Origin of the sequence: Paenibacillus aurantiacus (assembly GCF_042431225.1) — a bacterium.
Classification (GTDB): Bacteria; Bacillota; Bacilli; order Paenibacillales; family Paenibacillaceae; genus Paenibacillus_Z; species Paenibacillus_Z aurantiacus.
This window is the reverse complement of sequence record NZ_JBHMDO010000022.1, coordinates 476676-501035: the sequence shown is the minus strand read 5'-3', so window position 1 is coordinate 501035 and position 24360 is coordinate 476676. Positions and strand designations below refer to the sequence as shown.

The following is a 24360-nucleotide window of genomic DNA, read 5'->3' as shown; positions in this document are numbered from 1 at the left end:
TACCCTCCTAGTTAAATGGTGTGTAACGAACGGATACAACACGTCCATCGGTCGTCCTTGTGGTTCGCGCCTTAATCCACCTGGACCCGAGATCCCGGAACGTGAAAACGTAGCTGCCATTAGCGTTGATGGTCGCCCGTTGCGGCACAAATGCGCCGTCATCTTTCATTCGCATTTCGTTCCCGTAGGTGCCATTAACGGTCGCGCAGCCGATCAGCTCCAGCAAGATGTTTCCCGCCGCAATCTGATCGACGGTAATCTCTACGGCCACATGCTTGTGGTTGCACATGTTTACGGGGTCGTCCGTGAGCGTTGCTGCCGTCGAATTCACAAATATAGCGGACGTTTTCATGTCACCTTTGCCCATCTTATTGACATTCATGGAGTCGAGATTCGAATCTGCCGGCGGATACCCGACCACGTTCGTGTTGGGCATAGGTTTGCCGTCCCCCGGAAAAACCGACATCGAAGCTTGATAAGTATCTGGATGCCTTGGTGTTGGTGCTGCCATTGAATATGACCTCGCTTAGTTAGTTGTTTCTAGCGGCTTGCCGTCCGTACCGAGTCCCATAGCTTCCAATTCCGTTTTTACGGCCGGTTTAAGAGATGCCGGCACCTGGACGAAGGTGCGACGACCCGCAATGATAAGTGTTACGTATACGTCGATAATGGCCATGGTGATGCCTCCCATTTTTAATATCAAAAGCAAAAGAAGCTGATGCAGCAGGACCATCATGCGCTACTCAGCTTCTCTTCGATCAGTTCATATAGATCCACGACGACTTCCATAAGCGTCAGTTTATCCGCTTCAAGCTGCTCAAATCTAAGCTCCTGCTGAGTCTTGACTGGCGGCGTGAATGGCGGAGGTTCCGGCCGGTCGAAGGGAATCGGATCGCCATTGACAACCGCCGCACCAAACGCCTCCGCTTCGCCTTCCTGCATGGGACGATTTTCGAAAGGATGTAACGTTTGATCCATCCTAACGGTGCCTTTTTCGATCATCACACCAAATCCACCGGCGATGGCGTAAACGTCATACGACATGCATTTTCACCCTTTCGCTATCTAATGATCTTGGACGACAACGGCGTTGTCGCGTATGCCGACGGCTTGATGATTCGGTATTTATTTGCCGACGAATGCAAGCTGACTCCCCAGATGTTCCCGTCTTTAAATGTCGTGTAATACGTTGGGTATCCGTAGGCGTACGGGTTATAGCGCAATTCCCCAAACCCGGAGATTCGGTTATAACGAACCAAAATATTCGAACCTGTTTGGAACTCGATGTAGTCGCCGCCATCAAAATAGGCCGCCGTTAGCCGGAGGTCGCTGGTCCAATCGCTGAAGCCCTGCGGCAAATTCATCATTTGCCAACTGTTGTTTGGGATGATGTACACAAACACGCCGTAGTTGCTTGAATTGTTAGCGTAGTAAATCCGTTCTTGTCCGTCGTATACGCCATGAGAATAGCTATAAAACGAACTACTCCCGTAACTCGCCATGAGCGCCCACGAATTCCCAGAAATGCTGTAACGCGCGTGGTAGTCTTGCACGGTGGAATTTGAATATGGCTGATGATAGTAAAGGTAATCCCCACCATCATAGATGAGCGACGCGCCATATATCGTTGTCGGCCCGCTATGAGCCGCGAGAGATGACCACGAATTCCCGGAAATGCTGTAACGACGCAAAGTCGTGTCCGTGCTGTTAGCGGCGTAAATATAATTCCCGCCATCGTAACACAACGCGACGTCATAAGCGCTGACGGGTATATTGGCCATTTTTGCCCACGTATGCGTTTGCGTGTCGTACCTCCAAAAATTATCTGTTGCTGTTTGACCATTAGCCACATAGATATATCTAGCTCTGTCGCTCGTAATCGTATTCGCTGTATTGGAACTCGACATACTCGCCGGGTACGTCGACGGGTGAGCCAATAAATTTATAGGATATTGGGGATATCCATTTTTCACGCGCGCCACGTCATCCCCGATAACCCCGATATGCCCCATGAGCTGCGCGAGCTTGGCGTGCACCGTCCCCGTCGTGCTCGCCGCGTCCGTTGTGGCCCCTAGCGCGGTCACGATTTGCGTAAATCGGGCAAATACCCCGTTAGGCAATGCGTCGTTGAAGTAGGCTGCAAGCTGCGCGAGGCGCGCGAATACCGTCCCGGTACCAGCCGCGTCGTTGTTGGCACCGATTCTGGACGAGTACGCTTCGGCGTTTTTGATCTTGCCAAACAACGTATTGGCACCCAAGGCGTCGCCGGTCGCGCCTACAAGGGTCTCTAGCGTATCCACGAATGCGGCGATTTGGGCTAATCGTGCGAATAATGTGCTAACCCCTGCTGCGTCGGTATTCAAACCGATTCTGTATAGTATGTCATTGGCCCCTACTCCAAGTGTCGTTACGCTAGCTTCTAGCGTGTCCGTAAAACCGGAGATTTGGGCTAAACGAGCAAATACACTACCCGTGCCGGCTGTCGCTCCAGCCGGGCCGATTAAGGCTTCCAACGAGTCGGTATACGCTGCGAGCTGCGTAAGCAACGCAAACAGGGTCGTATTCCCGGCCACATCGCTATTCATTCCGATCCGCGTCAAAGCCTCGTTCACTAGTTCAGCGATATTGGCGCTTCCCATCTGAGCTGCCATCAGCTGCGTATCGATAATGTCCATGTTGCTGTTGATGACGTTAATGTCCGCTGTTTCCGTTTCCTGGACTGGCTTGGCCAAATTGAAATTCTCTGTGTACTCCGGCATATTGTCTATCCCCTTTCTAGAAGATGTCACCGCTCATGACCTGACCCCAGGTATAATTATTCAGCTCGCCCCATGTCTTGGTTGCCGCGTCTTTCCACGTGTTGAACAGGAACACATACTCGACGGCCAGATGAGCAGGCTTCACTTCTTCGATCGCGCGCTTCACATCTTCGATATTTTCCGGAACCCCAATCACGTCGTTAAACGTCACCGTGATTCGACCATCCGAGAAAGATACAGCTGCTCCCCCGTTGGTCCAACTATTGGCGACGAGCCGGATCAGCGCGGCGTCTACCTTGCCTGTCCCACGCATTCGAGACTTAATCACGGAACGTCGCTCGCTTGCGGGCTTACTTGTTTCTACCGGTATGCCGAGCTCTGTTTCGTATATAGATAAAGCCCAAGTCGCCGTGTCAACGGAAAGCTGGGCAGTTATATTGGCAATCTTCACATCCCGAATGGCAAGCTGCGCTGCACTCGTATCGAACAACGTTTTGTACAAAGCCGAACCGCGCATAAAGGGCGGCAGCCGCTTCATCATGGTAGAGCTACGCGACATGCAGCGTCACCGTCCCAAGGACCGCAACCTCTTCGGTGCCAACCGACAGGTTGGTTGTCCCTCCATTTACCGTCAAGCTCGTGTAATCCGCGATGCCTTCGCTGCCGACTATCGTCGCGCCGACCTTGGCGTAACTGACTGACGTCTCTCCGAATGCCGCCTCCCGAAGGCAGAGTTCCAGGCGATCGATAACGGCGGTTGTCGCCTGATCTAGCGTATAACCTTGGACTAGAGCGACGTTCGCCTCTACGTTGACCGTCAGCGCATCCGCACTGGCTACGGTGACAATGGCTCCGATCGGAGCTGCGCCGTTCCCTAGTCCCGTGACTCCCGGATCAATATAGGCTTGTGCCTCCGCCACAATGGGCTCGCTTGCTGGTCCTTTATTGCTGTCGATAATGACGACTTTAACCGTGTTGTTCCCCGCCCACAGCGGTATCACGCGCGCATCCCCTACGCCGGGAATCGACTTGGCCCAGTTTAGGTAATGCGCTTTATTCCCGCTCGTGACTGGCGTCCGGATGTGCTCGTAGTACCGGGACAGTAAATCAAGATCCGATTCCGCATCAAATCCGTCCTGCGTCTCCTCTGGATTCGTAACGGCTGTGAAGCCGGCCAGCGTCACCGGGAACATTGTGATGGCGGCGGCCGGTACATTACCGGTCGCACCCGCTGCTACGGCCTCGACCGCAATCGAACCGCTGACCGTTACAGCCTTCGTCTCCATCGCTCGAAACTGAATGCCGCTCGCAGTCTCGAACAAATCCCCTTGGTTAATGGTCCCTGTGCCTACCACGGTAACGAAACCTTTGGCATGCGTGGCGACTTTGCGATTAATCCCAGTCCGCTCCTTCACCCGTTGGGCGAGCATGTCGCCAGATAGATTCTCGATCGACATCAGGCCGCTTACGCCGGCGATGTCCAGCTCCATGAGCTCCAGCTGCTCCGCTACAGGCGCAAGTGCATCAAAAACAAATGAGCCCTCTCGCTTGTCGTACGTGTTTGAAATCGCGGCCAGCATGGCCGTTAAAATCTCCCCCGCCACCTATACTTTCACCTCCCCCGTCAATGAACCGTACAGGCTCTCGACGATAAATGTAACGTGCATGCCTGCGCTGGACTGCGTGAATGTAAACGTATGAACACCGGTAATGGCCTCATTTTGCAGCAGCGCCTCCCTGACTTCACGTTCCAGCTCGGCCTGCGTGTAATCCGGATGCAGATTCTGGCCGATCAAGGATCGATGCCCTGACCCGTATGCATCGTAGATCAGCGTGTCCTTTGGCGTTCGAAGTACCTTTTGAATCCATACCTGCAAATACGCCATGCCGGTCAGCACGACCGGCCGCCCATCCACGAGACGGAAGTCCCCGGCTTCAAAATCCCAGTCAAACGTGGCATGCACCGCAGCCTCGGATTGGGAGGCTATCAGATCGGCAGCGGTAAATTCAAGCTGCGCCAAGCGCGGTAAGCTCATAGTTCCCCCACCTTATCGATCGCCACAAATTTCTGCATATCCGTAGTCGGTATGACAATCACTTGATCACCGACCGCTAAGGCAGCTGACGCAGCCAAATGCGCCGCGATCACCAGATCCTCGCGTTCTAGGATAATTGCTTCGCCAAACTGCAGCTGCAGGGCCGGCAGCGGCGAGATTACAGTCGCTAGTCCAACGGTAATCAGTTTGGGGTTGTCCCGCTCTCGAAACATTTTGGCCAGCTCTACAAACCCATCTTTCAAGGCAAGACCCCCAATCGGACATCCATGATGTGACCGGCGCTTGTGATGGAATGATGGACCCCGCGAATCAGCCATCTCCCCGTCAGTCCGGTCATCGGCTCCTGCAGCGCTACAATTCGGCCCGCTCGCACGGCGTCATTGCCCAAGAGCCGTACGCTGTTGTCCTCAAAAACTCGGCCGAGCTCCTTCAGCCGCACAGAAGCTACTTGGCGCGCCTTCGCGATGTCCGACGCCTCGATCGTCTCTGTATGCTGCAGGAGACCATACCGTTCAATCAACGCGGTATCTTTGGCTTTCGCTTTGACCGTGTAGGAGTCGTTTTCCCCTTGAAGGACAATCTGGATGCTGTTACGCATCTCTTCGATTGTACGGCGTCTCTGGGGCTCTGAGATCGTCGCCGTAAAGGTGCCGCTTACCTCCAGGTCGCTTTGCTTCTCGACATAGAGTTTTCCGGCCCGCATCTCCATTCGGATCTTGATTCCAAGTTTCTTCTCGGATTGCGAGATGATGTCCCGAATAATGTCTGCCGGCGTCTCCTGCAGATAGATCTTTTTGATGACGGGGGAGAGCGGCAGTATCCCGCCGATCGGTACGCCAAAATCCCGGCAGACCTTCCGGATCGCTTCCGTCGCATTGGCCGCAACCGTCCGGTTAAATTGATAGACCACCGTCGACTGGTTCAGATAGAACGCGGCATCCAGGGAAGTGTAGGCAATGGCTTCGCGGCCGTTCCGATCCTCCGTCACGATGATGCCTCGATACAGTTCATCGTGGCCGTTCGTCAACATAACGAGATGGCCAAGATCGCAGGGGTTTTTCGGGAACAGCTGCGCGACATCCGAGTACGCCACCTCAAAGGTAAGCTGCTGGCCAAGCGTGTCCATATCAGATGATAAGGAGATGTTGCCGACAATCGGCGTCAGATCAACCGTCTTTTCCCCGGTTGCCACGTAAAGCTTGTGGCTCATCCCTTGACCCCCTTCACATTCGGGAACCGATACTCCGTAAGCGTGATGGAGTAATGGATGTCCTTATCGGTGCGAATTCGGTAATCAAACTGGTCAATGACCATCGCTAGATTAATCGGCGTGCCACTTACCACAAAGCGGATTGGCAAGCGCCGCGCCCTGAAGTGCTCCAAGTAATTGACCATGGACCAGCCGTTATGCTTTTTGCCGCGAATATAATGGGCATTGTCGATCGCATACGGAAAGAAGCTTTCGAAGCTAATCTGCTTCAAGCCGACGGGACTGATCAAGCGCAGTTCGCCCTGATTGATCGTTTCGAACGCGCCATTGTTCTGAGGGCTGCTGATGGATAGCTCTGCAGGCAAAACCGGCAGTTGCAGCACCGGTTGGTTGTTTTGGCTAATAAAAATATCCAACGCCATCACCCTTTCGACAAATTCATAAGCGTCAGCCGCAGCTGCGAAGACATTTCCTGCGCGATTCGCTGCACGTCCGCCTCTTCTCGTACCGTGCCCTGGATACTCATGTGCACGACGGGAGCCATCGGCGGCTTATTGGTATTCGCGGCGATTTGCTCTAACAGCGCAGCTGCTGCCGCTTGGTCCTGTGCTGTTTTTTCAGCGAGATGCTTCTCCAGCGTCTGACTTGGCCGCCCTTCCAGCGCGCGGGAAAAGTCGTTGTCGCCAAAGATGGACCGCGCGACTTCCGCAATGACTGCGCCGCCAAACATGCTCCCGGCCGCGCCGATCCCGCCGCGCATACTCCCGCCTACCGCGCCTTTGACACTTCCCACAATCCCCCCGCCCTTTTTGCCGTATGTCGTAACTCGGCTTGGGGTGGATGACGTTTCAGCCGGCGCTGACCCCGACCGGCCCGGCGTCTTTGCACCGCCCGCCGCACCTGCGCCCGCTGCTGGTACGTTGCCCGGCTGGTTGATTCTCGAAGCGTAGACGTTCACGATATTCGCGTTTACGTTTTGCGTGGCGATCGCTTCGCCAGCTCCGCCCCTCAAATTGTCCCAAATGCCTTTGCCACGGCTAACCGCCCATGTAGCCGCCGCCCCGATCCCGATCGATTTGGCCAAGTCAGGGTTATCTTGTACCCAAGAGGCGATGCCGGCCAACCCTGATCCGATGCCCGAAACAGCGGACCATACGGCAGATGCCGGTTCTTTCATGCCGATGAACCAATCAATCACTTGCGGGAGGTTCTTCTCCGCCTTCAGCGCCAGATCATTGATGCTGTTGGCCAGGCTATCCAGTGTGCCATCTTTCTGCCACGCGGCAAATTGCTGCTTGGCTTTCGTCACGGCCCGCTCTACCGTCGGTGCAAGTTTGTCTGCTAACGGGTTAATCAAATCCAGCCGGACCGCGCGGCCAAATGAAGTCACTTGATGCTTGATATCGTTGTATTTGACCTTGTTGATTTGCTTCAGGGTATCGGCCGTCATATCCGCTGAATCCGAGATGTTTCCGAGCGCCACGAGCGCACCGGCTTCCAAATCTTCAAACTGCGTGCCGAATAGCTGGACGCCGATCGCATTCCGCTTCAACGGATCTTTGACCTTGTTCAGCGCGGTGACAACCTTCTTAAATGATGCCTGCGCAGATGCGCCACCCTTGGCGAATTCCGCAGATAGCTTTTTGCCGTTCAGCCCGAGGGCTTTATAGCCATCCAGTGACGTCTTCGATAAGTCCTTGCTCCGGATGTTAAACTCTTTGATGAGGTCGCCGACCTTATCGATTGACCAAGCCCCACGTTCGGCCCCGTCAATAAGCACGCTCGTAAACTGGTTGGCATCAAAGCCTAGAGATTTAAATTGAACGGCGTATTCGTTGAGCGTATCCAGAAAATCGTCATTCTTGTTGGCGCCCTTCTGAAAACCTTGCGCAATCAGGGTCTGGGCCTGCTTGTAGTCGATGCCGAACTGCTTGACCAGCGATGACGCTGCTCTTGTCGTTGCGGCAATCTCCGCGCCGAATACGTCCCGCAACGTGAGCGAGTTGGCCGTTGCTTCTTCCAGCGTCTTGCCGCTGATTCCCGCCACTTGCCGGACATTCGCGAGTGAGGCGGCAATATCGTCAAACCCCTCGCCGTATCCCGCCCGATACACGGCATCCATTGATTTCTTCAAGACCACCATCTCGCTTGCGGATGCACCCGAAGACGCCTGCAGCTGATTCACCGACGATTTGTAGGCATCCAGCATCATGACCCCTTTTACAGCCGCGCCGCCCGCTGCGATCGCCAGCGCGCCGCCGACGCGAAGGATCGACCGTGTCGCTAGCGCGGACCCGGTTCGAATACTGGTCCATAACGTGTTCGTTTCCCGCGCCGCTGCTTCCGTCGAATCTTTAAAACGGTCCTGGTTGCGCGTAATTGTTCGAAGGGCCGGACTCACCAAGTCCCGCAGCGTCATGACGCGCTGTATCGCCTTGCCGCTGCTTGCTGCCGTTGCAGACATGGCCTAACGCACCTCCTCCCATGAAAAAAGGGCGGATTCCCGCCCTTGCTAATCGACCCCCAGCTCGATGGACATCGAGGCCATAAATAGGCGTTTCGTGATCCGATCGAGTTGCAGCAGGTATTCGGGCGTAAACCCGCGTTGGATGTAGTGGTGAAGGAAATAAAAATCCTCGTCACCACTCTTGATTAGTTTTTTACCTTGGCCTCCACCACTTTGACGGCATTGCTGCCGTATCCGCTTAACTTCAGGATTTCAGCGGCGATAGCCTGCACTTCTCCCGGCCGGAAAATCATTCTGACAACCTCCGTCGGCTGTGTAGGAGCATATGCCGCCTGCAGTTCCGGATCAAGCAGCTTCGGCTCCGTGACGCCGTAAAGCAGGCAGTAGTCGTCGTTCCCTTCGCTTTGTTCCATCGCTTCGCCAAGAATATCCGGCGACAGCTCCGTAATTTCGATCTCCGCGCTTAAGGAATCGACGTAAAGCGTTGCTGTCGACTTTCGGCGGCCTTTCACATCCTCTTTTCGTTTAAGCAGCTCCGCTACCGTTAGCTTACTCATGTACAGCACCTCCGGAATAAAATTTATGCAATGGAATCGACAATTTCAAAATGGCTGAATGCGAACGGCAGCTCTTCCGTGATGAACTCCGCATTCGCATCCAGCTTAGTGAGGACGAAGCTGTCAAAGGTGACATCATTCAGCACGATGTGCTGGGTCCCCCTCACGTCCGGGTCATCGTTTTTGACCACGATTTTCGCGCGGACAGTCATCCCGGCCTTGACCTTGTTAGCCATCTTATTTTGGACGCGGGAATTGATTTTCCGGTAAGTTAACGAGCCGGTACCGTTCCAGCCAGTCTGTTTTTTATACGTCGCCTGATCGCCCAAGAACTTGATGTCCCCGTACTCGATGTTGATTGTGCCGTCCAGCGACTCGACATGGAGCCATTGTTCGTCGTCGACCCATACCGCCCCCATCTTTCCCCGCAGTACGTTGGATGGATTGTTGGCCATATCCGCATATCCCCTTTCTTAGACAAACGCCTTGAATTGCAGGTCTTCCATCGCATCGAGGAACTTCAGCGAACCGCTCAAGAAAACCTGTGACTGGAAGGCTTTACGCTTGATGTCGTCATCGGTCAGCGCGCTTACATCTGTCCCGATGGAAGCCCATGCGCTGCGCTGGGCAGCAACATCGACCGAAACCGCATTAACGGCCGCCGCATCCAGAACTATACCTTCCAAATCCCGCAGGTAGGCATTGACGCTCGTCAGAAACAACACTTGGTTGTCGTAGCTGTTCACGACCTTGCCGACGTAGTTATTGTTGAAGGTCGTCCGGATGTCGTCCTGAACCAAATCATGCCCTTCGATGATCTTTATCTTCATCCAGTCGTCACCCTTGCCGGCCACCAAGGTGGTTAACGAGTTAACAGCACGGCCAATCTTGATCGACTCATCGTCATTGATCAAGATCAGTTTGCCGTCATCAATGTCCGCGTCCGGGTTGGCGCTCTCCGTAATGGCCGAAACCTCGGCCAATTCGTAATAGGTTGCCGATCGTTCCAGCGGAAGCCCCGCCAGAATACCCGCGATCCGTGCGGTATATTCGCTAGCGCTGCAGGTTCGCTCACCTACTACGATTCCGCCTGTCGCGAAATTCACAATTCCCTCGTAATCCGCGTCGACATTCGGCAGCACCGCCTTGAATGTCTTTTTGTTGAGAATGCGCTGCGTTTTAATCCAAGACGCAATCTCCATCACGTCGTCGGCCGCAATACCCGGGATTGCAAGGTAATTGAACCGCTTGGCGGACAGCCGCGACAGCTGATCGTTATAGTCCTCGTCGTTCACTGCCCCGCGCACCACAAGCACCTTATACGGCGTCCCCATAAAGGCATCCTTGATGAACTGCAAGTTACCGGCCGTCCAATCGGCGGCGCTGACATCGCTGGCCGCGCTATACATCATCTCCGGCGTTGTTTTCGTTGCATCCCGCAGGATGAGCGCGACGATACCGCGCTGGCTGCGCTCGACCGCCGAAACGGCCAAACTGCTGAATGTAATACTGATTTCGGGAAGCCCCATTGTGCACGTCCTTTCTATTTCGCATAACGCTTCATGAGCTTGTCGAACTCGGCTTCGATGAGCGCATCGAAGCCGAGTTCGATCTCATGGCCCGCTCGCTCGAATACATGAAGGCCCGGCTGAAATCCATGCTCGGAACCGTCTTTCCCGACGATGCGATGGCCATGTTCAATGAGATACTGATGTGGCGCGGTGGAAAACACGCGGATCATGAGCTGACCGGACTCCGTCCAAAGCTTGCCGCGTTTAATGGACCTGTGATAGGTGCCCGAATCTTTGCGGACCAGTTGCCGGGCTCGTTTCGCCACGACCTTCCGTGCTCGCGCGCCCACTCCGCGCAGCATTTGCTTGGCCTGTCTCGGCATCTCCTTCTCCATCAGGGTCATGGCCCGCTTCCAGTCATCCATCCCTTTATCCTTCATTTCAAAGGCTGCCATCGCTGATGATCTCCTCCATGAACTGGCTTCCGCCAGCGCCGCCGTTCCCGCTGCCCGGGTCGGCCCCGCTTCCGTCAACTTCGGATTTGTCATCGTAGAAGGTGAAATCAAAGTCGAAATGAACCACCTTGTCGATGACCTCCGGCCTGCATTCGCTGACAATTATTACGCGCCCTTCCGCTTCGAAGGAACCGCTGAATAACGCCTCCAACCGATCCTGCGCATCATAGGATTCTAATTTAAACTGATGCCGATCCGACGGGAAATATCGGATGCGGCACGTCATGTCCCGAAGGACGCTGCCCATGACGGCTTTACTGCTGGCTGTCTCCAGCACAACAAAAAAAGAGGGCCGCTGAAAGCCCTCCTCGACGTCGCTCTGAAACGGAATATCTGGGAATCCCGCTTTGATCCGCTCGTTAATCGCGCGATTCAATTTAGACCGGCTCAGCATTAGGGAACCACCCTTTCCACCGTAAGAACAAGCGTATGATGCCGGTTGTACGGGTCTTCGATATAGCGGATGTCATAGCGGCTACCGTCGATCATCAGGAACATGTCTAGAGTAATCCCTTCCCGATACCGGATAATGACGGTCAATAGCGTCGTGGTTTCGATGACGCCGTCGCCTTCTGCCGACCCGCCACCCTTATGCTCTATGCTGGCTGGCACGATGCATAAGCGCGTAGCATGCGGCATTTGCTCGTCTATTTCATTCTCCACCATCTCGTTATGCCAGATTTCAACCTCATCCCGCATCCGGGATAGATTCGTCTGCACATCGTCGAGCGCCTGGCATACGAGCTCGATCCGCCGGTTCCCCGCTTCATAGGTGCGAATGATTTCGTAGGCGATATCGCGATGGATAAGCCGGTTTTCTCCCCTGTATTCCTCCAGCCAAATGACGAACGTGGCCGTTGGCCGCAGCGAATTCGCAAACGCTTGGTAATATTCGGACTGCCGGATGGATTTCTTCTCGGCAAACGTCTCGCGCGGCTCCGCCGCTTCTATAACGTCCCGATCGCCCCCCGTGATGTAGGCCAGCCCGATCAACTGCACAACCTCGGCCATTCTCACGGGCTTCCCCCCTTCACCGCCAGCTGTGTCAGCAGGACGTGGAAGAGTGGGGAGAACTTAACTTCCCCACCCTCCACGTTCCACAGATCGTTAACGCCCATCACGATGACGCCTACCCCCAAGTCGCTCTCCAGCTCCGCATCGGCTACGCCCGCGCCCTTCAAGTATCCCTTCACGGTCAACATTTTTTGGGTCAGCACACCGTCGAATGCGGTGCTGTTGACGGGAATATTCAAGCCGATCTTGCAGGACTCCAAGAGCGTCGAATTACTCATCGCCGCTGCTGTCCGCTGTCGGCTCCTGCTTGTTGTCTTCCTCGCCTTGCGTGGCTTCTGGAGTTTCTTCCGCCACTGCTCCGAGTGTGACGACCTCGGCCGTCACCACCTGCGGCACGAGCACGATCTTGACGCCGCTCCGCTCTTGCTCATCGCGCACCCGCTCCGCCAAGATAGCATGCTCGTCTTCGCTCAGGGCCTGGTTCACTTTGAACAACAGGACCGTCTCGCCTGCCGCGTTTCCGGCCTTCTCCTTCATCTTCGTTACCCGTTGTTTTGCTGCCATTGTCTTGTGCTCCCTTCAATGGGGGCTGTCCGCCCCCGCGTTAGAATTAAACAGCTGCGGCTTTCTTAACGATAACAACGCCGTTCGGATCGATCAGCTTGCCGTCCGCGATGAGGATCGCTTTGTCGACCCACTCATTCGTGTCATGGTCGAAATAGCGGAACATCGTCATCTGCAGATTCGAGTTGAAGCCATAGTTCTTCAGATTGCAGTAGATGGCCACCACGTCACCCGCTACCGCGTCGGCAAACGGCACGATGACATCGTCCTCTACCTGGATGACTTCTTTACCCGCGAAACGCTCCTGTGGGCCTTCCGTGATGCCGTAGTTCACGCGGCCGATAGGTTGGCCATTATCGTCCGTCATGCCGTTGATATAGCCCTCAAAGGTACCAGAAGCCATGAGGAAAGTCGCGCCAGCTTTATAGGCAAGCGGCATCTTGGCCAATACTTTCTTTGCCCATTGATCCCACGCGGAGAACTCCGCAGGCGTCATGTTCACTACCTGTGCCGCGGGAACACGGGTGTCTGCTGTAATGCCGAGCAGCTTCCCGGTTCCGTTGCCCTTAATGACAGCCAGGTCAATCGCCTTGATCATGGCCTCGACGATCAGGTCGGTAATCGTGGTTTCGAACCCTTCAAGCGTGACAGTATCGGCAAGCAGCGACACGGATACTTTGCATTCCAGACCGTAATAGGAGAACGATACGTTCGTATTGGCCTGAACCTTTTGCTTGTCCGATACGGTGTTCTCCCCGATCCACGTCGCCACGGGCTTGAGCGAAAGGACTGGAATGTTCACGCCGCCTTTGACATTGAGTCGGCGTACGCGGGAAAACACTTGGCCATAAACCGTCAGTTTCTTGATGATCTCGTTCAGGATCGTCGTCGGGATGACCGCCGATACATCTGCCGTCGTCGTTACCGCATTGGCGCGAAGCTCCGGCCGGATCTCGCCCGTTTTGGCGAACGCCATAAACGCGCTGCGGTATTCCGCCGTGCTGTACGGGTCGGCCTGCTCATGCGAGCGTTGCTGCTGCCCCTGGGCGCCGCCCATACCGTATGCGGCCAATGCTTGCGCCATTCCGGGGTGCTGGCTGCGCTGATCCGGCTGCTGATAGCCGAGTCCGCCACCTGCGGGCGGGGCTGGTGGTACTTGGCCGCGTTGTTCGCTGTCCTGCTCATCCGGCATGGCATCGATCATGCTGCGCAGCTCCGCAATTTCCCCGTTCAGCGTATCCAGCTCTGTATTAATACTGCGCAGCTCTGCGATCTCCGTAGCCGCGGCCGAACGCGAAACCAGTTCTGCTTTGCGAGCTTCCTTCTTTGCCAGCATATCCTTCAGTTTCTTCTTCATCGGTCATACCCCTTTGATTAGGATTAGTGTTCTGAGGCGTTCCATTTCCAGCTCGTCTGCCGAGTTATCCAACTGGGACCGGGCATTTTCCAATGCCGATTGGGCGTTATCCAACGCACCTTGGTCACGAGCATTTATGTCAGTTCCCGAATAAGCCGGGAAGTTGACGGCACTGACTTCAATCACACGGTTGATCTTCAGAATGCGACGGGTCGGCATCTTGGAGTCGAGGTCTTCCCACTTCTCTTCGCCGATGAAAAAAATAAAAGACATCCCGTCGATGTCTTGTCGTGTGACTGCGCTATATAGGGACTTCGACTCCGAATTGTTTTCGATGTCGAGATTCGCTCGGATGTACAGGCCCGCTTCGTCCATTCGCAGCTGCATGGTGGAGTTCGCGTTGTTTCGCCGGCTGCGGGCGAGTGGAATTTTCTGCAGGTCATGGTTCACGCAAAACAGCACATCATCGAAGTTGCATGAATCGAACGCGCCGCGCTCGATAACTTCGTAGAACCAGTCGCCGATTGCTGTCTTTTGGTTGTAGACGGCGGCATGCCCCTCGATGTATGTCCCATCATCCACGGCGCGCATGTCCGCGATGCCAAAGCTTCGCTTAACCGCGCCGTCCGGGAGTTGTTTAGGCTTGTCAGCCATCTTCGTCTTCCTCCTTTGACGTCGTCTTCTTCTTGCCGGCCATCTGATACGCGTTAATAAGCCGCGTATCCATGTAGTTTAACGACTGCGTCCGTCGGTCGCCGCCCTGGATTGGCGGATAGCCGATTAAGGCAAGCTTTTGGTTGTCCGACAATAAACCCTGCTCGCCTGCCGTTTTGAGCAGGAGCAGCTTGGCATTCGTCGACAGGTACATCATGTCTTTACCGTAGAAGACGATCTCGTTCCCGACATCCAGCTCGCGCTGGGTGAAGATGGTTTTGCTGAATGCCTGGCCAAGCCCCAACACGATGGGTTCCAGCGTTTTTTCATAAAACGCCTGATACTGCTCGTCCGTGTAATCGCCGGATATGATCGGAGGTGATACGCTAAACCAGCGCAAAATCTTGCTGTCCAAAAATCCCAGCGTGTCTTTGTCGATTAGCTTCGGATCAATGACAAGCGGCGTGTAATCGCCCTTCAAATCCAGCGCTACAATCCCCGAATTGCCGGATTCAATTGCCCGCTCCAGCTTCTCCCGCTCCGCGCGCTGTCCTTCCGTATCGGTCATCGTTTGAATCTTCAGGATGCCGCGAACCGACATGCTTGTTTTAACGCCCTTCTCGAGCCCCTGAAGTACGGCGTCGTTAATGCGCAGCACCTTAAGCAGTGCTGCGTTGTCCGGCTGGCCGTTTGCCCCGCCACCCATCATGTCATTGAGACCGAACTTGCGTCGGATATGGATGATGTCCGAGTAGCGCAGCGTGAAGTCCGAACCGGAATTAAAGTAGAGCTTAATCAGCAGCACGCCCGCCGCGTCATTCAAAAATTCGACCCTTGTCGGGTTAAGTGGGTAGAAGGCCCGATAGGTCCGCCGCTCTTGGCCATCGTTGCCGGTAGTCGAATCGAAAACCGGGAACACGAAGGCGTTGTCGTTCTGATAAAGCAGCCACACGATCTTCTCCAAAAACTCCCGCGTGGTCATCAATTCATTCGGGGCGAATTTGAACAGCCGGTTGAGCGCGCCGTTCGGCGTGCTCTGCATCCCATTGCCGTCCGTGCGAATGTGCCGCGGCTGAAGCTTACTGATCTCCGTCGCGATCGCATGAATGCAGTTCTGCACGACATCCGATGCGTAGATGTCCTGGCCAAATTGGCTGAAGATCGGGACGTAGCCGTTCAGCATTCTCGCCCGCTTCGCCTCGGCGCCTTTCCAAAATAGCCCCTTGAGATTATCGATAAATGCCATTTCATCACCTGCCGTTTACGAGCTGAAGGAACTCCGTCCGATTGTCCATGTAGACTTTCTGGGCAAAGATCAACGTCAGCGTGCCGTCAATTTTCTTGTCGTCCTTGCCCTGAATCTTCACGGGCCGGATCTCCATCTTCCCGTTCATTTCACGGGCGGTATTCTCCAGGCACCATCGGTCAATAGGATGCTTGTTGTAATTGATCAGCTTGCTCTGCAGGTCCGTCTTGACCATCTTCATGGGTTCGCTCAAGCTGCCCCAGTCCTGGCTAATCCGGACCATGTCAAAGCCGTGCTCCTCCATCTCCTTGACCCAGTAGATCGCCGACCATTTATCGTAACCCACCTTGAAGCAGCGAATTCCGAAATCCCTGAACAGCTTAACGAACCACGCCGTCACATGCCGGAAGTCGTTTTCGTTCCCGTCGGATACCGTCATCAAGCCATTGGCGATCCACGCCTCGAATTTCTCCCGGTCCTCCTTCGATAAGGTTCCGATTTTGGATTCCGGGATAAAATATTGCTGATACGTGTACTTCTTGCCGTCCTTCATCAGCAGCACACGGGCAGATGCCAAGTCCCCCGACTTGGATAAGTCGACCGCGCCAATCGCGAAGGCACCGCGAAACTCTTCAATGTCAAACTCGTCTTCGGTGCTCATATCCTCATCAGTCAGCCAGGCCGCAGCGTTATTCTGCTTGATGTTGAAATCCTTGGCGAGGACGAACGATCGCATTTCTTGATTAGACCGCGCCTCGTCGATCATCCGCCGCAGGAAGCTCCACTTCTTAATTGTGCCGAGGCCCGGGTTACTCTTGACCCATGTTTTTTCGTCCTGCCAAACTTCTTTCTCGTTGTCCTGGGTATAAAGCCAAATTAGCCAGCGCTTCCGCTCCAGCTCGCCGTTCAGCACGCGGCGCGCCTCGATCATCCGCCCGTCCAAATAGCCGTCATTCGTGAACCCTTCGGTTGTCAGCTCAAAGTAAAGAGGCTCATCCTGAGTGGATAGAGCCTGACGGATCGGCATGACCGACGTATTGTCTTTCATCTCGTGGACTTCGTCGACCGAACCGACCCCGATGTTGCGCCCTTCCTTCGCGCCGGTCTTAGCCGATATTTTCCGAATGCTGCCTTTGTTGCGATAGCTGAATTTCCCTTTACGAGTGACCTTTTTCCGGTGTCCGAAGAAGATGCCTTTGATATTGACCCGCGTCACCCGCTCTAAAGCCGGGCTTTCCTCCCGCATGGCGTTGATGGCTTGGAACATCAAATCGGCCTGCTCGTAGTCGTTGCTCGAGCAAAGGATTTTGATGCCTTCCGGACCGCAGAAATATTCGGATAGGTTTTGCGCGCTGACCAGCGGCGTTTTGCCGTTTTTCCGGCCGACCAGGTAAAGCACGTCCTGGTACTGTCGCACAAACCGTCCGACTTCCTCGTCGTAAATCTTGAACGAGTAGATCGCTTCAATGAATGCCTTTTGGAAAAGCATCAGGATGAAGGGCTTCCCCGAGAAGGGTGCTTCGTAATGCTTGCATTGCTTTTCGATAAAGTTGATCCGCTTGTGTGCGTCTGCTGTCTCAAATCGAATGTCCGGGTCGGCCAAGTGCTGGTCCAAAATGTCGAACATCTGAAGCAGCTCCTGCCCGACAAGGATCTCTCCCGATCGGCATTTCGCCATGTATTCCAGCAGATACGAGTGCGCCAATACGTTTGTCGTCATTCGAACTCACTCAGATCGTCGTCATCCTCGATTACGTTCTTCGCCAGAATGCCGTTCAACGTCTTGATAATGACCGAATAGGAGTTGATGTTCTTCAAATACTGCTTCCCGGTTTCCACCGGTTTCTGCAGGTCCGGATTAGTGGGGTGGATTTTCACCATCCCCGTTTTGGCCAGCTGCTGCCGCAGAACGTGGTTCTCCGCGCGTAGGAACGCCGCGTCTTCAATCAGTCCCTCGACAAGCCTGCTCTTGGAGGGGTCGACATCAGCGAAGATCTCGTAAAGCTTCGTGCGTTCTTGCTGGAGGACTTCGTTTTTTTCCAACGAATTTTCCCTCCCGACGAATTTCAAAATTTAAGGCGTGTATCAAAATTGTGTCCCCTATACGGTCTTGGTTTCCCAGCAATAAAAAAAGACCCCGGGGGGGGCCTTATTATGCTTCCGCTTGTCTCTGCAGCTCTTTCTGGTTAGCTAGTTCGATTAATTCCTTCATTCGAAGCTCGCGCTCATGCCTTGCGATGTACCATTCTTTGAACAGAATTTCTATAAGTGAGGTAAGTAACTGAGCTTCATTTGGTTCGACATCGATAATGACATCAATGTCTTTCTCCATATGTGCACCGATATTGCCAATCTTACGAACTGCGGTTATCGCATCCCAAGTCAACGGATCGACTCTATCTCTAATAGCCTCAATTTCTTCAAAAAGGGTCCTTTTACTTACCCCCCAGAAATCACGAATCATGCCCTGTAAACATCTTCTTGCCAATGTAGCTGAAGCCTTCGGACTTAGGTCTTGAATAGCACAAGCTTCATAGTAATCGGCAGTGATAGCTGGTTTAATGTAGCTCGGTAGCGGTACTGCGCTTGAGTTAGGAATGAGTTGCCAGGTCATTAGATGTTTGACTTTGTAGTATCCTGCACCACCGTGCTTCACATCTGCTTGATACAATCTTGCTGTTAATGTCCGCCGGTTACACTCTTTGTTAGGGCAAACAATCGCGTCTAACACATGAGCAACTATACCGTCAACACTCTTGTTAGGAATATACGAAGTGGCAGAGATATGACTTTCCCCGGTAATAACAGCATTCCTTTGGCAAAATGGGCATGTCCAATTCATCAACAGTCACGTCCTCATCTTTTTTTCTAGTTTAGCATGAGGCAGACTATATAAACATGGTGAAAGTATTACAACCTTCTATGCCCTATATTGTTCGAACCACTTATCGATGTAGCCCTTCCACTCCGCTTGCCGGTATCGCCGATCCTCGTCGGCCTCCAGCCTGCGCAAGCATTCTTCCCGGCTCATCTCACAGAATACCAGATCAGCGCCCAGGTCATCGGCAAGGCGCTCTCGCTTGAACTTGTCCGCATAACCGCCGATCACCCATGCGGTGCCCCATTTGCCTAGACGCGTCCTGATGTTATCGATCAAGACATTATGGACGCCGATGACATTGCCGAACAGACCATCCGGCTTGTCGTAATAAGGCAGACCAGACATGGCTTCATACAGCCGGTCCATGTCGACCACTAGATCGCCGCGATGCAGTCGTTGCCTCACCATTTCGGCCTTACCCGCAAACGGCGGACCATAGACCAAATAGACTTCCTTCCTGCCCTGATAACCAAAGCGCTTATGCTCTTTGTTATGGCAATCGTAGCAGATCAGCTCGGTCTTTTGCGGATTGAGGCTGATATTGTGGTCATGGACGTTCTCTGGCGTCAGCTCGATCAAGTGGTGACCGATAATGTCGATCGACCGAGCGATCAGACGCCCGCACTGCTCGCATTTGTTGCCGCGTTCAGCGATCAGCCCTTGCCGGAAGTCCCTCCACTTCTGTGATGAATAGAAGGTGTGAAGGATCGTATGCTTTACCATATCACCATGCCGCCTCTTCCATCTTCTTGATTTCCAGCTGCATCTTCTGGATCCGCAACGCGGCCTCTTGCTCGCTCAGCTGCTTCAGTCCAAGCTTGGTCTTCATGTCGATCAGCTTGGCCTTCTTATCCTGGATACGGGTCAACGTTTCTTCGATCGAAAGGATGCGTTCAAGTTGCTGAGGTGTTTTGGTGATGCGCTCCACCTCGCCGAATCTCGGCTGATTGACGGTCATGGCGGCCACCTTGCCGTCTTGCTCGATCATGGTGACTTCCGTCTCTTCGTCGATCAGCTGACTCTTGCTTATTTGCTCGCTTTGATCCCAACCATCCATAATCTGATTGATTCTTAGCAGGCATCGCCGCTCGCGAATCTCCAGCATGCGGATCTGGTTATTGATTTGTCCTACCGGATCGGTATCCACTTCATAGAGAAGCATCCGTTCGACCCAATCAAACGAGTCTTCCCATATGGCCCCGTTTCCGTTTTTAAAAGCGTTTCTGTTGCCCTTTGGCGCGCCGCCGCCTTTATTTCCTTTGGCGTTTTTGTTCCCCGGCTGAGCTCCCTTCTTGCGAGGCCCTTCCGGCAGCTCGTCCCATTTGTCTAAAGACTTCCACTTCCTTATCTGCGAGCCGGACGTACCCAAGGCCCTTGCAATGGCTGTGGGTTGCAACTGTCGATTGCTATCTAGCCATAATTTCAGCGCCTTCTTGCGCAGCGGACTTCGCTCTCTCGACATTACATATCGCCACCTCCGCGTTATTTGAGTTTGAGCGGAACGCTTTTGCGTTTTCCGAAAGCATTTGGAGCGCTCACGGCATGCTCTTAAAACCCGATTGATTAATGCTGATTCTCCTAATTTCTGGTTCTGAAGTGAACCATAATGGATATTCTGTTGCACTCATTAAATTAGCGATCCCCTTGCTGCTTCTAGCATTAATTCGCTTACAGAAAATGAGTACGATTTCTGCCTAATTGTGGGGTACTCAAACGAATAATTGCCGCATCCATCATATCCTGCGTCATTCCAATATAGCGTAGAGTTATCGACGGATCGCTGTGTCCGTACATCTCCATAAGTAACGCTAAATTTCGTGGGTCCTGTATGTACAATTGGTAGCCCCACGTCTTACGCATCGTATGGCAGCCGATTTCCCGGAGACCAAATTGCCTTGCTGCATGGTTGAGCATCTTGTATGCCGTGCTCCGATCAAAGGGCTGCAATTTCATCTTTGTTTTCTTCTTTGCCTGTCGACTCGGGAATAAGAAATCGTCATCAGCCATGTTAGCAATGTACCTGTGCAAATCTCCCCGAATGGACGGATGGATGATAAAGCGCTTCCGATTCCTGTTCTTCCGCTCTTTTATATTTACATGGGTGCCTCGTACCATTCCGGCTTGAAGCATTCTTAAGTCACTCACCCGTAGCCCACTGTATATTCCGAAACAAAAGAAGAGATAATTCCGCAGGCTTCTAATCTTCATATACTCCTTAATGCCTTCGATAACCATTGGATCACGAATTGGCTGGACAAAATTCACATAACCACCACCCTGGCACTGGGATGACCGTGTTTTAGAAAAACAAAAAGTCCAAGCTCCGTCGCAGCTTGGACTTTTAAACTAAGCGTTATTCCATTTTTGGTGTATCTTTTTCTTCAAACGAGTGACCCACAAGCTTGCCCTACTTTCATTAACCTCATGAGTAACGGCAAGGTCTTTTACATCCTTACCATTCAACAATGCATAAGCGATCCGCTTGTCTTTCGCATTAAAATTAGAACGATCGATGAAGTCGATAACCTCGAACTTCAACTGCACAGAGTTGAAGGCTGGCTGACCGATTTTCGACGTTTGAAGAACTTCAGTTACATCAACGTCAAAATGAACTTGTAACTGTTCACGGCTCCTGAGGACCTTCCCCGCATTTCCCATTGCATTATTTGCGATCTTTTTAGGATCGCCTGTACGAACAGGGTTTCTTGCGAGCTCGTCCAGCGCACGGTCAATTCTGTCCTTCGTACGCGAATCACCTGTCCCCTGTTCCATCCTATACAAAATTTCCATTGCCTCGAGCGTATCCATACTAAAATTCATATTCAGTTTCCTCCTTCGACTGTCCGCGAACTTAATCATCGGTCAATCGCTCATATTGGGATGTGGTTTTAAGCGGCCACCCGCTCCGATTCCAGTCTCTATATCCGCCGACGGGTCGGTTACAGCTGAAATCAGGAAGATTGTACCATAGGGCTCGTGCCCATATCAAGGAAGAGCTTATCCCCCTCATCTATAATGGGGGCTGAGGGTTCCATTTTTTTCAATCAACATAAAAAAAAGACGAAGATTCTCATCTTCGTCCTTTTGGTTAGACATGCTTTACAAGCTCCCTCATATAAGCAGCAGAAAATTGCCCCCAATAGGATCTTAAGTCACTGTAAGCACGGTCTGGGTCTCTCTCCATATTTTCAGCTTTTGCGAATGCCATAAACAATACATCAATTGCTGCTTCCATAAGACGAGCGTGACGGATCAAATCCTCAGGGTCAAGATTAGATGGTTCGTCGTCGCCAAGCTGTTTGAGCGGTAGATAAATTTCTTTCATGAAAGGATGTCTGTAATTTAAGGTAATTACTGCCCTTCCGTTGTAATGAACAATTTCGAACAACTCTTTACCTGGCCAACTACCATCGGTAATAGTTATTGTCTGATCCTCGAGTCTTTTCTCAAGTTCCTTAATCTGGTAAAGATCATGTTTCTTATCCAGATCAAGATCAGCTACAAGATCCTCAACAATCTGCTCTGGCTCGATTCCCGAATCCCCTCTTCCACGAGGGGATGTTTCTTCAACTATATTCACTGCCTGAGTTGCAGCAGTGTGATTATTTGCCGCCTTACGTTCATTGTGTGCTGTCTCATTAAATGTATCTTTAATTAGCTTTCGCGCCGTACGAATTGGTTTATCGATTATCTCTTCGATACGTTTCTTAAGTTTTCCTACCGGCTCTGCACCGCGCTTGACGTTCCGTACTTGAAAATACTCATCAATTTCAGCCGGAAAACTTAACTCAACACCAATAAACCGGTCGATATGTTCAATTCTTGTGGGGAACAGACGTGGAATTACGTTATAGTAAATCTCACGACCATTTCTTAAAATGCTAACTCGTCCTTGATTCTCTTCGATATGGAGCTTATCAAATTTCTTAGCACTTCCCCGGGATCCTCCACCTTCACCTTTTTTCAAACGAACAGCCTTGGGGTACAGTGATACCTTTACATTTACAATGTGGCCATCAATATCAATCTCCGACTCATCCATTAAAGTAGCCTGCCAAGAATCGGGCTCAAACATCTTCTTGATACGATCGCTTTCTAGTAAAAAGAGAGGATCATATAGTTCGACCACCTTGCCGTTTAACTCAATTGTAATCCCAGCGTTAATGAACTTCCTATATGCTCTCGCCAAAAACTTAGTCAACTCATTAAGGTGCTCCTGAATTGAGTTTCCATACTTCCCTCCGTTCTCCAATCTATCCACGTCCGACCACACGATTAATGTACCTGTCTCAAACTCTCTCCCGTCAGCATAAGTCATCAGTTTCCTGTATTTCTCTGGATACCCTGACACACCCACTGCACGAATATCTTTTTGCTTTTCAACACTGATTAGACTCAAATCAAGAAAAGCATGGTAGTACCGATCAGAGTTAACTTTAGGGTTAGTGTATATATCAACTCGCGTTGCTTGGCTTAGAGCTGCAAGTTTCATGCCCACGCCATATCGACCTAGCCCTTTACGTTGGTTGTATCTAGTGGAAAAACCCATCTTTAGAACCTGCGCTAATACTCCGGGATTGATACCAAGTCCGTCATCAGCAATAATAATTTCATCAATTTTATTGTTAGAACCTCTGGTTTCAATACGTATCAATTTTGCACTAGCCTCAATTGAATTATCGACTGGCTCGCCGATTGCAGTTGATAAATCAAATCCAGAGTCTCTCCAGCTTTCCATAGCCTTGTCAACTTGGATTAAATCTGCAATTAGATCTGATTCAAAGTTCTTTGCCATATAAACTCTCCTTTTTAGGTCGACTATTGTTCGTCCTGTGTGAGTGGTTTTGGGGAATGTCGGTAAGTCAGTATACTTTCTGTCTTACTGCCTCCCTCATAAATAATGGGGTGTAACTAAGATGAATTTTTCATTCAATCGATAATTTTTTTAAAAATCAAATGCTTGTAAAATTATGAGGCAGCGGATGTAACGCTCCATACCACCAAATGCATGGAGTACATTTGCAGCTATTCAATGCATCCCTATTGCATAAAAATGGACTGTCTTGGTATAATCAACTCAAATCCGGAAGCACCGGTCAGAAACCTCGTGGGAAAGCATCCCCGAGGTTTTTTCGTTTTACTATCCTTTGGGCATTTCACCCGGGAGCAAAATTGCTTCGATGCCTCCCACCGCCCCCAAATGCATCCTTTGCACCTGGCCGGCTGATTCTTAGAGTTATCGGTGGGTTTTGCCTTCGTTCGATAATACCTAGTCAATCCGGCAGCACTCCTTTTATATGCAATAAAAAAGAGCCGCAACATTGTCGCGACCCTGTCTGTAAATTTATTAATAAAACCGGGGCATCTAACCCCTCCTCACACCACACCCTTGACGACTAGCGTCTAAGGCATATCGCATCCCACAGCGCGGCCGAGTGCCCACAGTGAAAAGGTACAGTGGACGGTTACCCGAGTTCGAAGTGAACTCTTTATGTAACTCCACTGTACCTTTGGGGAAGAATTATTTGACTGGCAGGATACCGTCCCCCGCCCGTCCGCTGTCCGTCG

General features: G+C 52.3%; 30 protein-coding genes. All 30 read right to left on the bottom strand.

Annotated elements, in window-relative coordinates; translation table 11 throughout:
* Positions 1-7: 7 nt before the first annotated feature.
* The 30 genes from ACFFSY_RS13860 to ACFFSY_RS13715 all read right to left on the bottom strand — a co-directional run bounded on the left by ACFFSY_RS13860 (position 8) and on the right by ACFFSY_RS13715 (position 23587).
* Positions 8-511, bottom strand: a complete 504-nt coding sequence (locus tag ACFFSY_RS13860; RefSeq protein WP_377494833.1) for a hypothetical protein — start codon at positions 509-511, stop codon at positions 8-10.
* Positions 512-526: 15 nt separating this feature from the next.
* The gene (locus ACFFSY_RS13855; RefSeq protein WP_377494830.1) at positions 527-736 is read right to left on the bottom strand and encodes a CD1375 family protein; all 210 of its coding nucleotides are present in this window, start codon (positions 734-736) and stop codon (positions 527-529) included.
* Positions 733-1044 (bottom strand): hypothetical protein, encoded by a 312-nt coding sequence (locus ACFFSY_RS13850; RefSeq protein WP_377494829.1) that lies wholly within the window; start codon positions 1042-1044, stop codon positions 733-735. Before ACFFSY_RS13850 ends, ACFFSY_RS13855 begins: the two co-directional genes overlap by 4 nt.
* 17 nt (positions 1045-1061) lie before the next feature.
* Complete coding sequence (locus ACFFSY_RS13845; RefSeq protein ID WP_377494827.1) at positions 1062-2759, bottom strand: Kelch repeat-containing protein; 1698 nt, start codon at positions 2757-2759, stop codon at positions 1062-1064.
* 16 nt (positions 2760-2775) lie between these two features.
* A complete protein-coding gene (locus ACFFSY_RS13840; RefSeq protein WP_377494825.1) occupies positions 2776-3300 on the bottom strand; it encodes a putative phage tail protein in 525 nt (174 codons plus the stop codon).
* 7 nt (positions 3301-3307) lie between these two features.
* On the bottom strand, positions 3308-4363 hold the full coding sequence (locus ACFFSY_RS13835) for a baseplate J/gp47 family protein (protein ID WP_377494823.1): 1056 nt from the start codon (positions 4361-4363) through the stop codon (positions 3308-3310).
* Positions 4364-4795 (bottom strand): DUF2634 domain-containing protein, encoded by a 432-nt coding sequence (locus ACFFSY_RS13830; protein WP_377494821.1) that lies wholly within the window; start codon positions 4793-4795, stop codon positions 4364-4366.
* Positions 4792-5058: a DUF2577 family protein gene (locus ACFFSY_RS13825; protein ID WP_377494819.1), complete on the bottom strand. Its 267-nt coding sequence runs from the start codon at positions 5056-5058 to the stop codon at positions 4792-4794. The genes ACFFSY_RS13830 and ACFFSY_RS13825 overlap by 4 nt, the downstream gene beginning before the upstream one ends.
* Positions 5055-6026, bottom strand: coding sequence for an XkdQ/YqbQ family protein (locus ACFFSY_RS13820; RefSeq protein WP_377494817.1), 972 nt, complete (start codon positions 6024-6026; stop codon positions 5055-5057). The genes ACFFSY_RS13825 and ACFFSY_RS13820 overlap by 4 nt, the downstream gene beginning before the upstream one ends.
* Positions 6023-6451 carry a hypothetical protein gene (locus tag ACFFSY_RS13815; RefSeq protein ID WP_377494815.1) on the bottom strand — a complete coding sequence of 143 codons (429 nt, stop codon included), beginning with the start codon at positions 6449-6451 and terminating at the stop codon, positions 6023-6025. Before ACFFSY_RS13815 ends, ACFFSY_RS13820 begins: the two co-directional genes overlap by 4 nt.
* Entirely contained in the window at positions 6448-8490 is a 2043-nt protein-coding gene (locus ACFFSY_RS13810) for a phage tail tape measure protein (RefSeq protein ID WP_377494813.1), read from the bottom strand. Before ACFFSY_RS13810 ends, ACFFSY_RS13815 begins: the two co-directional genes overlap by 4 nt.
* Before the next feature lie 188 nt (positions 8491-8678).
* A complete protein-coding gene (locus ACFFSY_RS13805) occupies positions 8679-9050 on the bottom strand; it encodes a phage tail assembly chaperone (RefSeq protein ID WP_377494811.1) in 372 nt (123 codons plus the stop codon).
* A 23-nt stretch (positions 9051-9073) separates the two neighbouring features.
* Positions 9074-9505 carry a phage tail tube protein gene (locus tag ACFFSY_RS13800; protein WP_377494809.1) on the bottom strand — a complete coding sequence of 144 codons (432 nt, stop codon included), beginning with the start codon at positions 9503-9505 and terminating at the stop codon, positions 9074-9076.
* Positions 9506-9523: 18 nt separating this feature from the next.
* Positions 9524-10579, bottom strand: coding sequence for a phage tail sheath C-terminal domain-containing protein (locus ACFFSY_RS13795; RefSeq protein WP_377494807.1), 1056 nt, complete (start codon positions 10577-10579; stop codon positions 9524-9526).
* 14 nt (positions 10580-10593) lie between these two features.
* The gene (locus ACFFSY_RS13790; protein ID WP_377494805.1) at positions 10594-11016 is read right to left on the bottom strand and encodes an HK97 gp10 family phage protein; all 423 of its coding nucleotides are present in this window, start codon (positions 11014-11016) and stop codon (positions 10594-10596) included.
* Positions 11003-11470 carry a phage tail terminator family protein gene (locus ACFFSY_RS13785; protein ID WP_377494803.1) on the bottom strand — a complete coding sequence of 156 codons (468 nt, stop codon included), beginning with the start codon at positions 11468-11470 and terminating at the stop codon, positions 11003-11005. The genes ACFFSY_RS13790 and ACFFSY_RS13785 overlap by 14 nt, the downstream gene beginning before the upstream one ends.
* A complete protein-coding gene (locus ACFFSY_RS13780) occupies positions 11470-12087 on the bottom strand; it encodes a phage head closure protein (protein WP_377494965.1) in 618 nt (205 codons plus the stop codon). Before ACFFSY_RS13780 ends, ACFFSY_RS13785 begins: the two co-directional genes overlap by 1 nt.
* A gap of 2 nt (positions 12088-12089) precedes the next feature.
* Positions 12090-12368: a hypothetical protein gene (locus ACFFSY_RS13775; protein ID WP_377494801.1), complete on the bottom strand. Its 279-nt coding sequence runs from the start codon at positions 12366-12368 to the stop codon at positions 12090-12092.
* Positions 12361-12654: a hypothetical protein gene (locus ACFFSY_RS13770; protein WP_377494799.1), complete on the bottom strand. Its 294-nt coding sequence runs from the start codon at positions 12652-12654 to the stop codon at positions 12361-12363. Before ACFFSY_RS13770 ends, ACFFSY_RS13775 begins: the two co-directional genes overlap by 8 nt.
* A gap of 46 nt (positions 12655-12700) precedes the next feature.
* Entirely contained in the window at positions 12701-14011 is a 1311-nt protein-coding gene (locus tag ACFFSY_RS13765) for a phage major capsid protein (protein ID WP_377494797.1), read from the bottom strand.
* A gap of 3 nt (positions 14012-14014) precedes the next feature.
* On the bottom strand, positions 14015-14665 hold the full coding sequence (locus ACFFSY_RS13760; protein WP_377494795.1) for an HK97 family phage prohead protease: 651 nt from the start codon (positions 14663-14665) through the stop codon (positions 14015-14017).
* Positions 14658-15911: a phage portal protein gene (locus ACFFSY_RS13755; protein ID WP_377494793.1), complete on the bottom strand. Its 1254-nt coding sequence runs from the start codon at positions 15909-15911 to the stop codon at positions 14658-14660. Before ACFFSY_RS13755 ends, ACFFSY_RS13760 begins: the two co-directional genes overlap by 8 nt.
* 4 nt (positions 15912-15915) lie before the next feature.
* A complete protein-coding gene (locus ACFFSY_RS13750; RefSeq protein WP_377494791.1) occupies positions 15916-17631 on the bottom strand; it encodes a terminase large subunit in 1716 nt (571 codons plus the stop codon).
* Positions 17628-17954 (bottom strand): hypothetical protein, encoded by a 327-nt coding sequence (locus ACFFSY_RS13745; RefSeq protein WP_377494789.1) that lies wholly within the window; start codon positions 17952-17954, stop codon positions 17628-17630. The genes ACFFSY_RS13750 and ACFFSY_RS13745 overlap by 4 nt, the downstream gene beginning before the upstream one ends.
* Before the next feature lie 109 nt (positions 17955-18063).
* The gene (locus tag ACFFSY_RS13740; RefSeq protein ID WP_377494963.1) at positions 18064-18753 is read right to left on the bottom strand and encodes a DUF4145 domain-containing protein; all 690 of its coding nucleotides are present in this window, start codon (positions 18751-18753) and stop codon (positions 18064-18066) included.
* A 78-nt stretch (positions 18754-18831) separates the two neighbouring features.
* Positions 18832-19515 carry an HNH endonuclease signature motif containing protein gene (locus tag ACFFSY_RS13735; protein WP_377494787.1) on the bottom strand — a complete coding sequence of 228 codons (684 nt, stop codon included), beginning with the start codon at positions 19513-19515 and terminating at the stop codon, positions 18832-18834.
* 1 nt (position 19516) lies between these two features.
* Positions 19517-20254, bottom strand: a complete 738-nt coding sequence (gene terS, locus ACFFSY_RS13730; protein WP_377494785.1) for a phage terminase small subunit — start codon at positions 20252-20254, stop codon at positions 19517-19519.
* Positions 20255-20460: 206 nt separating this feature from the next.
* Entirely contained in the window at positions 20461-21057 is a 597-nt protein-coding gene (locus ACFFSY_RS13725; protein ID WP_377494783.1) for a tyrosine-type recombinase/integrase, read from the bottom strand.
* Between the two features lie 81 nt (positions 21058-21138).
* Positions 21139-21612, bottom strand: a complete 474-nt coding sequence (locus tag ACFFSY_RS13720; RefSeq protein WP_377494781.1) for a hypothetical protein — start codon at positions 21610-21612, stop codon at positions 21139-21141.
* Positions 21613-21880: 268 nt separating this feature from the next.
* Complete coding sequence (locus tag ACFFSY_RS13715; protein ID WP_377494779.1) at positions 21881-23587, bottom strand: ATP-binding protein; 1707 nt, start codon at positions 23585-23587, stop codon at positions 21881-21883.
* Between the last annotated feature and the right edge of the window lie 773 nt (positions 23588-24360).

What these genes read in the sequence shown, in the direction of transcription:
- ACFFSY_RS13775 (WP_377494801.1), bottom strand. Translation starts at nt 12,368, where the DNA reads ATGAGTAATTCGACGCTCTTGGAGTCCTGCAAGATCGGCTTGAATATT.
- ACFFSY_RS13860 (WP_377494833.1), bottom strand. Translation starts at nt 511, where the DNA reads ATGGCAGCACCAACACCAAGGCATCCAGATACTTATCAAGCTTCGATG.
- ACFFSY_RS13715 (WP_377494779.1), bottom strand. Translation starts at nt 23,587, where the DNA reads ATGGCAAAGAACTTTGAATCAGATCTAATTGCAGATTTAATCCAAGTT.
- ACFFSY_RS13820 (WP_377494817.1), bottom strand. Translation starts at nt 6,026, where the DNA reads ATGAGCCACAAGCTTTACGTGGCAACCGGGGAAAAGACGGTTGATCTG.
- ACFFSY_RS13755 (WP_377494793.1), bottom strand. Translation starts at nt 15,911, where the DNA reads ATGGCATTTATCGATAATCTCAAGGGGCTATTTTGGAAAGGCGCCGAG.
- ACFFSY_RS13720 (WP_377494781.1), bottom strand. Translation starts at nt 21,612, where the DNA reads ATGAATTTTAGTATGGATACGCTCGAGGCAATGGAAATTTTGTATAGG.
- ACFFSY_RS13770 (WP_377494799.1), bottom strand. Translation starts at nt 12,654, where the DNA reads ATGGCAGCAAAACAACGGGTAACGAAGATGAAGGAGAAGGCCGGAAAC.
- ACFFSY_RS13760 (WP_377494795.1), bottom strand. Translation starts at nt 14,665, where the DNA reads ATGGCTGACAAGCCTAAACAACTCCCGGACGGCGCGGTTAAGCGAAGC.
- ACFFSY_RS13750 (WP_377494791.1), bottom strand. Translation starts at nt 17,631, where the DNA reads ATGACGACAAACGTATTGGCGCACTCGTATCTGCTGGAATACATGGCG.
- ACFFSY_RS13805 (WP_377494811.1), bottom strand. Translation starts at nt 9,050, where the DNA reads ATGAGTAAGCTAACGGTAGCGGAGCTGCTTAAACGAAAAGAGGATGTG.
- ACFFSY_RS13845 (WP_377494827.1), bottom strand. Translation starts at nt 2,759, where the DNA reads ATGCCGGAGTACACAGAGAATTTCAATTTGGCCAAGCCAGTCCAGGAA.
- ACFFSY_RS13840 (WP_377494825.1), bottom strand. Translation starts at nt 3,300, where the DNA reads ATGATGAAGCGGCTGCCGCCCTTTATGCGCGGTTCGGCTTTGTACAAA.
- ACFFSY_RS13850 (WP_377494829.1), bottom strand. Translation starts at nt 1,044, where the DNA reads ATGTCGTATGACGTTTACGCCATCGCCGGTGGATTTGGTGTGATGATC.
- ACFFSY_RS13800 (WP_377494809.1), bottom strand. Translation starts at nt 9,505, where the DNA reads ATGGCCAACAATCCATCCAACGTACTGCGGGGAAAGATGGGGGCGGTA.
- terS (WP_377494785.1), bottom strand. Translation starts at nt 20,254, where the DNA reads ATGTCGAGAGAGCGAAGTCCGCTGCGCAAGAAGGCGCTGAAATTATGG.
- ACFFSY_RS13785 (WP_377494803.1), bottom strand. Translation starts at nt 11,470, where the DNA reads ATGCTGAGCCGGTCTAAATTGAATCGCGCGATTAACGAGCGGATCAAA.
- ACFFSY_RS13740 (WP_377494963.1), bottom strand. Translation starts at nt 18,753, where the DNA reads ATGAATTGGACATGCCCATTTTGCCAAAGGAATGCTGTTATTACCGGG.
- ACFFSY_RS13810 (WP_377494813.1), bottom strand. Translation starts at nt 8,490, where the DNA reads ATGTCTGCAACGGCAGCAAGCAGCGGCAAGGCGATACAGCGCGTCATG.
- ACFFSY_RS13765 (WP_377494797.1), bottom strand. Translation starts at nt 14,011, where the DNA reads ATGAAGAAGAAACTGAAGGATATGCTGGCAAAGAAGGAAGCTCGCAAA.
- ACFFSY_RS13795 (WP_377494807.1), bottom strand. Translation starts at nt 10,579, where the DNA reads ATGGGGCTTCCCGAAATCAGTATTACATTCAGCAGTTTGGCCGTTTCG.
- ACFFSY_RS13830 (WP_377494821.1), bottom strand. Translation starts at nt 4,795, where the DNA reads ATGAGCTTACCGCGCTTGGCGCAGCTTGAATTTACCGCTGCCGATCTG.
- ACFFSY_RS13855 (WP_377494830.1), bottom strand. Translation starts at nt 736, where the DNA reads ATGATGGTCCTGCTGCATCAGCTTCTTTTGCTTTTGATATTAAAAATG.
- ACFFSY_RS13735 (WP_377494787.1), bottom strand. Translation starts at nt 19,515, where the DNA reads ATGGTAAAGCATACGATCCTTCACACCTTCTATTCATCACAGAAGTGG.
- ACFFSY_RS13790 (WP_377494805.1), bottom strand. Translation starts at nt 11,016, where the DNA reads ATGGCAGCCTTTGAAATGAAGGATAAAGGGATGGATGACTGGAAGCGG.
- ACFFSY_RS13780 (WP_377494965.1), bottom strand. Translation starts at nt 12,087, where the DNA reads ATGGCCGAGGTTGTGCAGTTGATCGGGCTGGCCTACATCACGGGGGGC.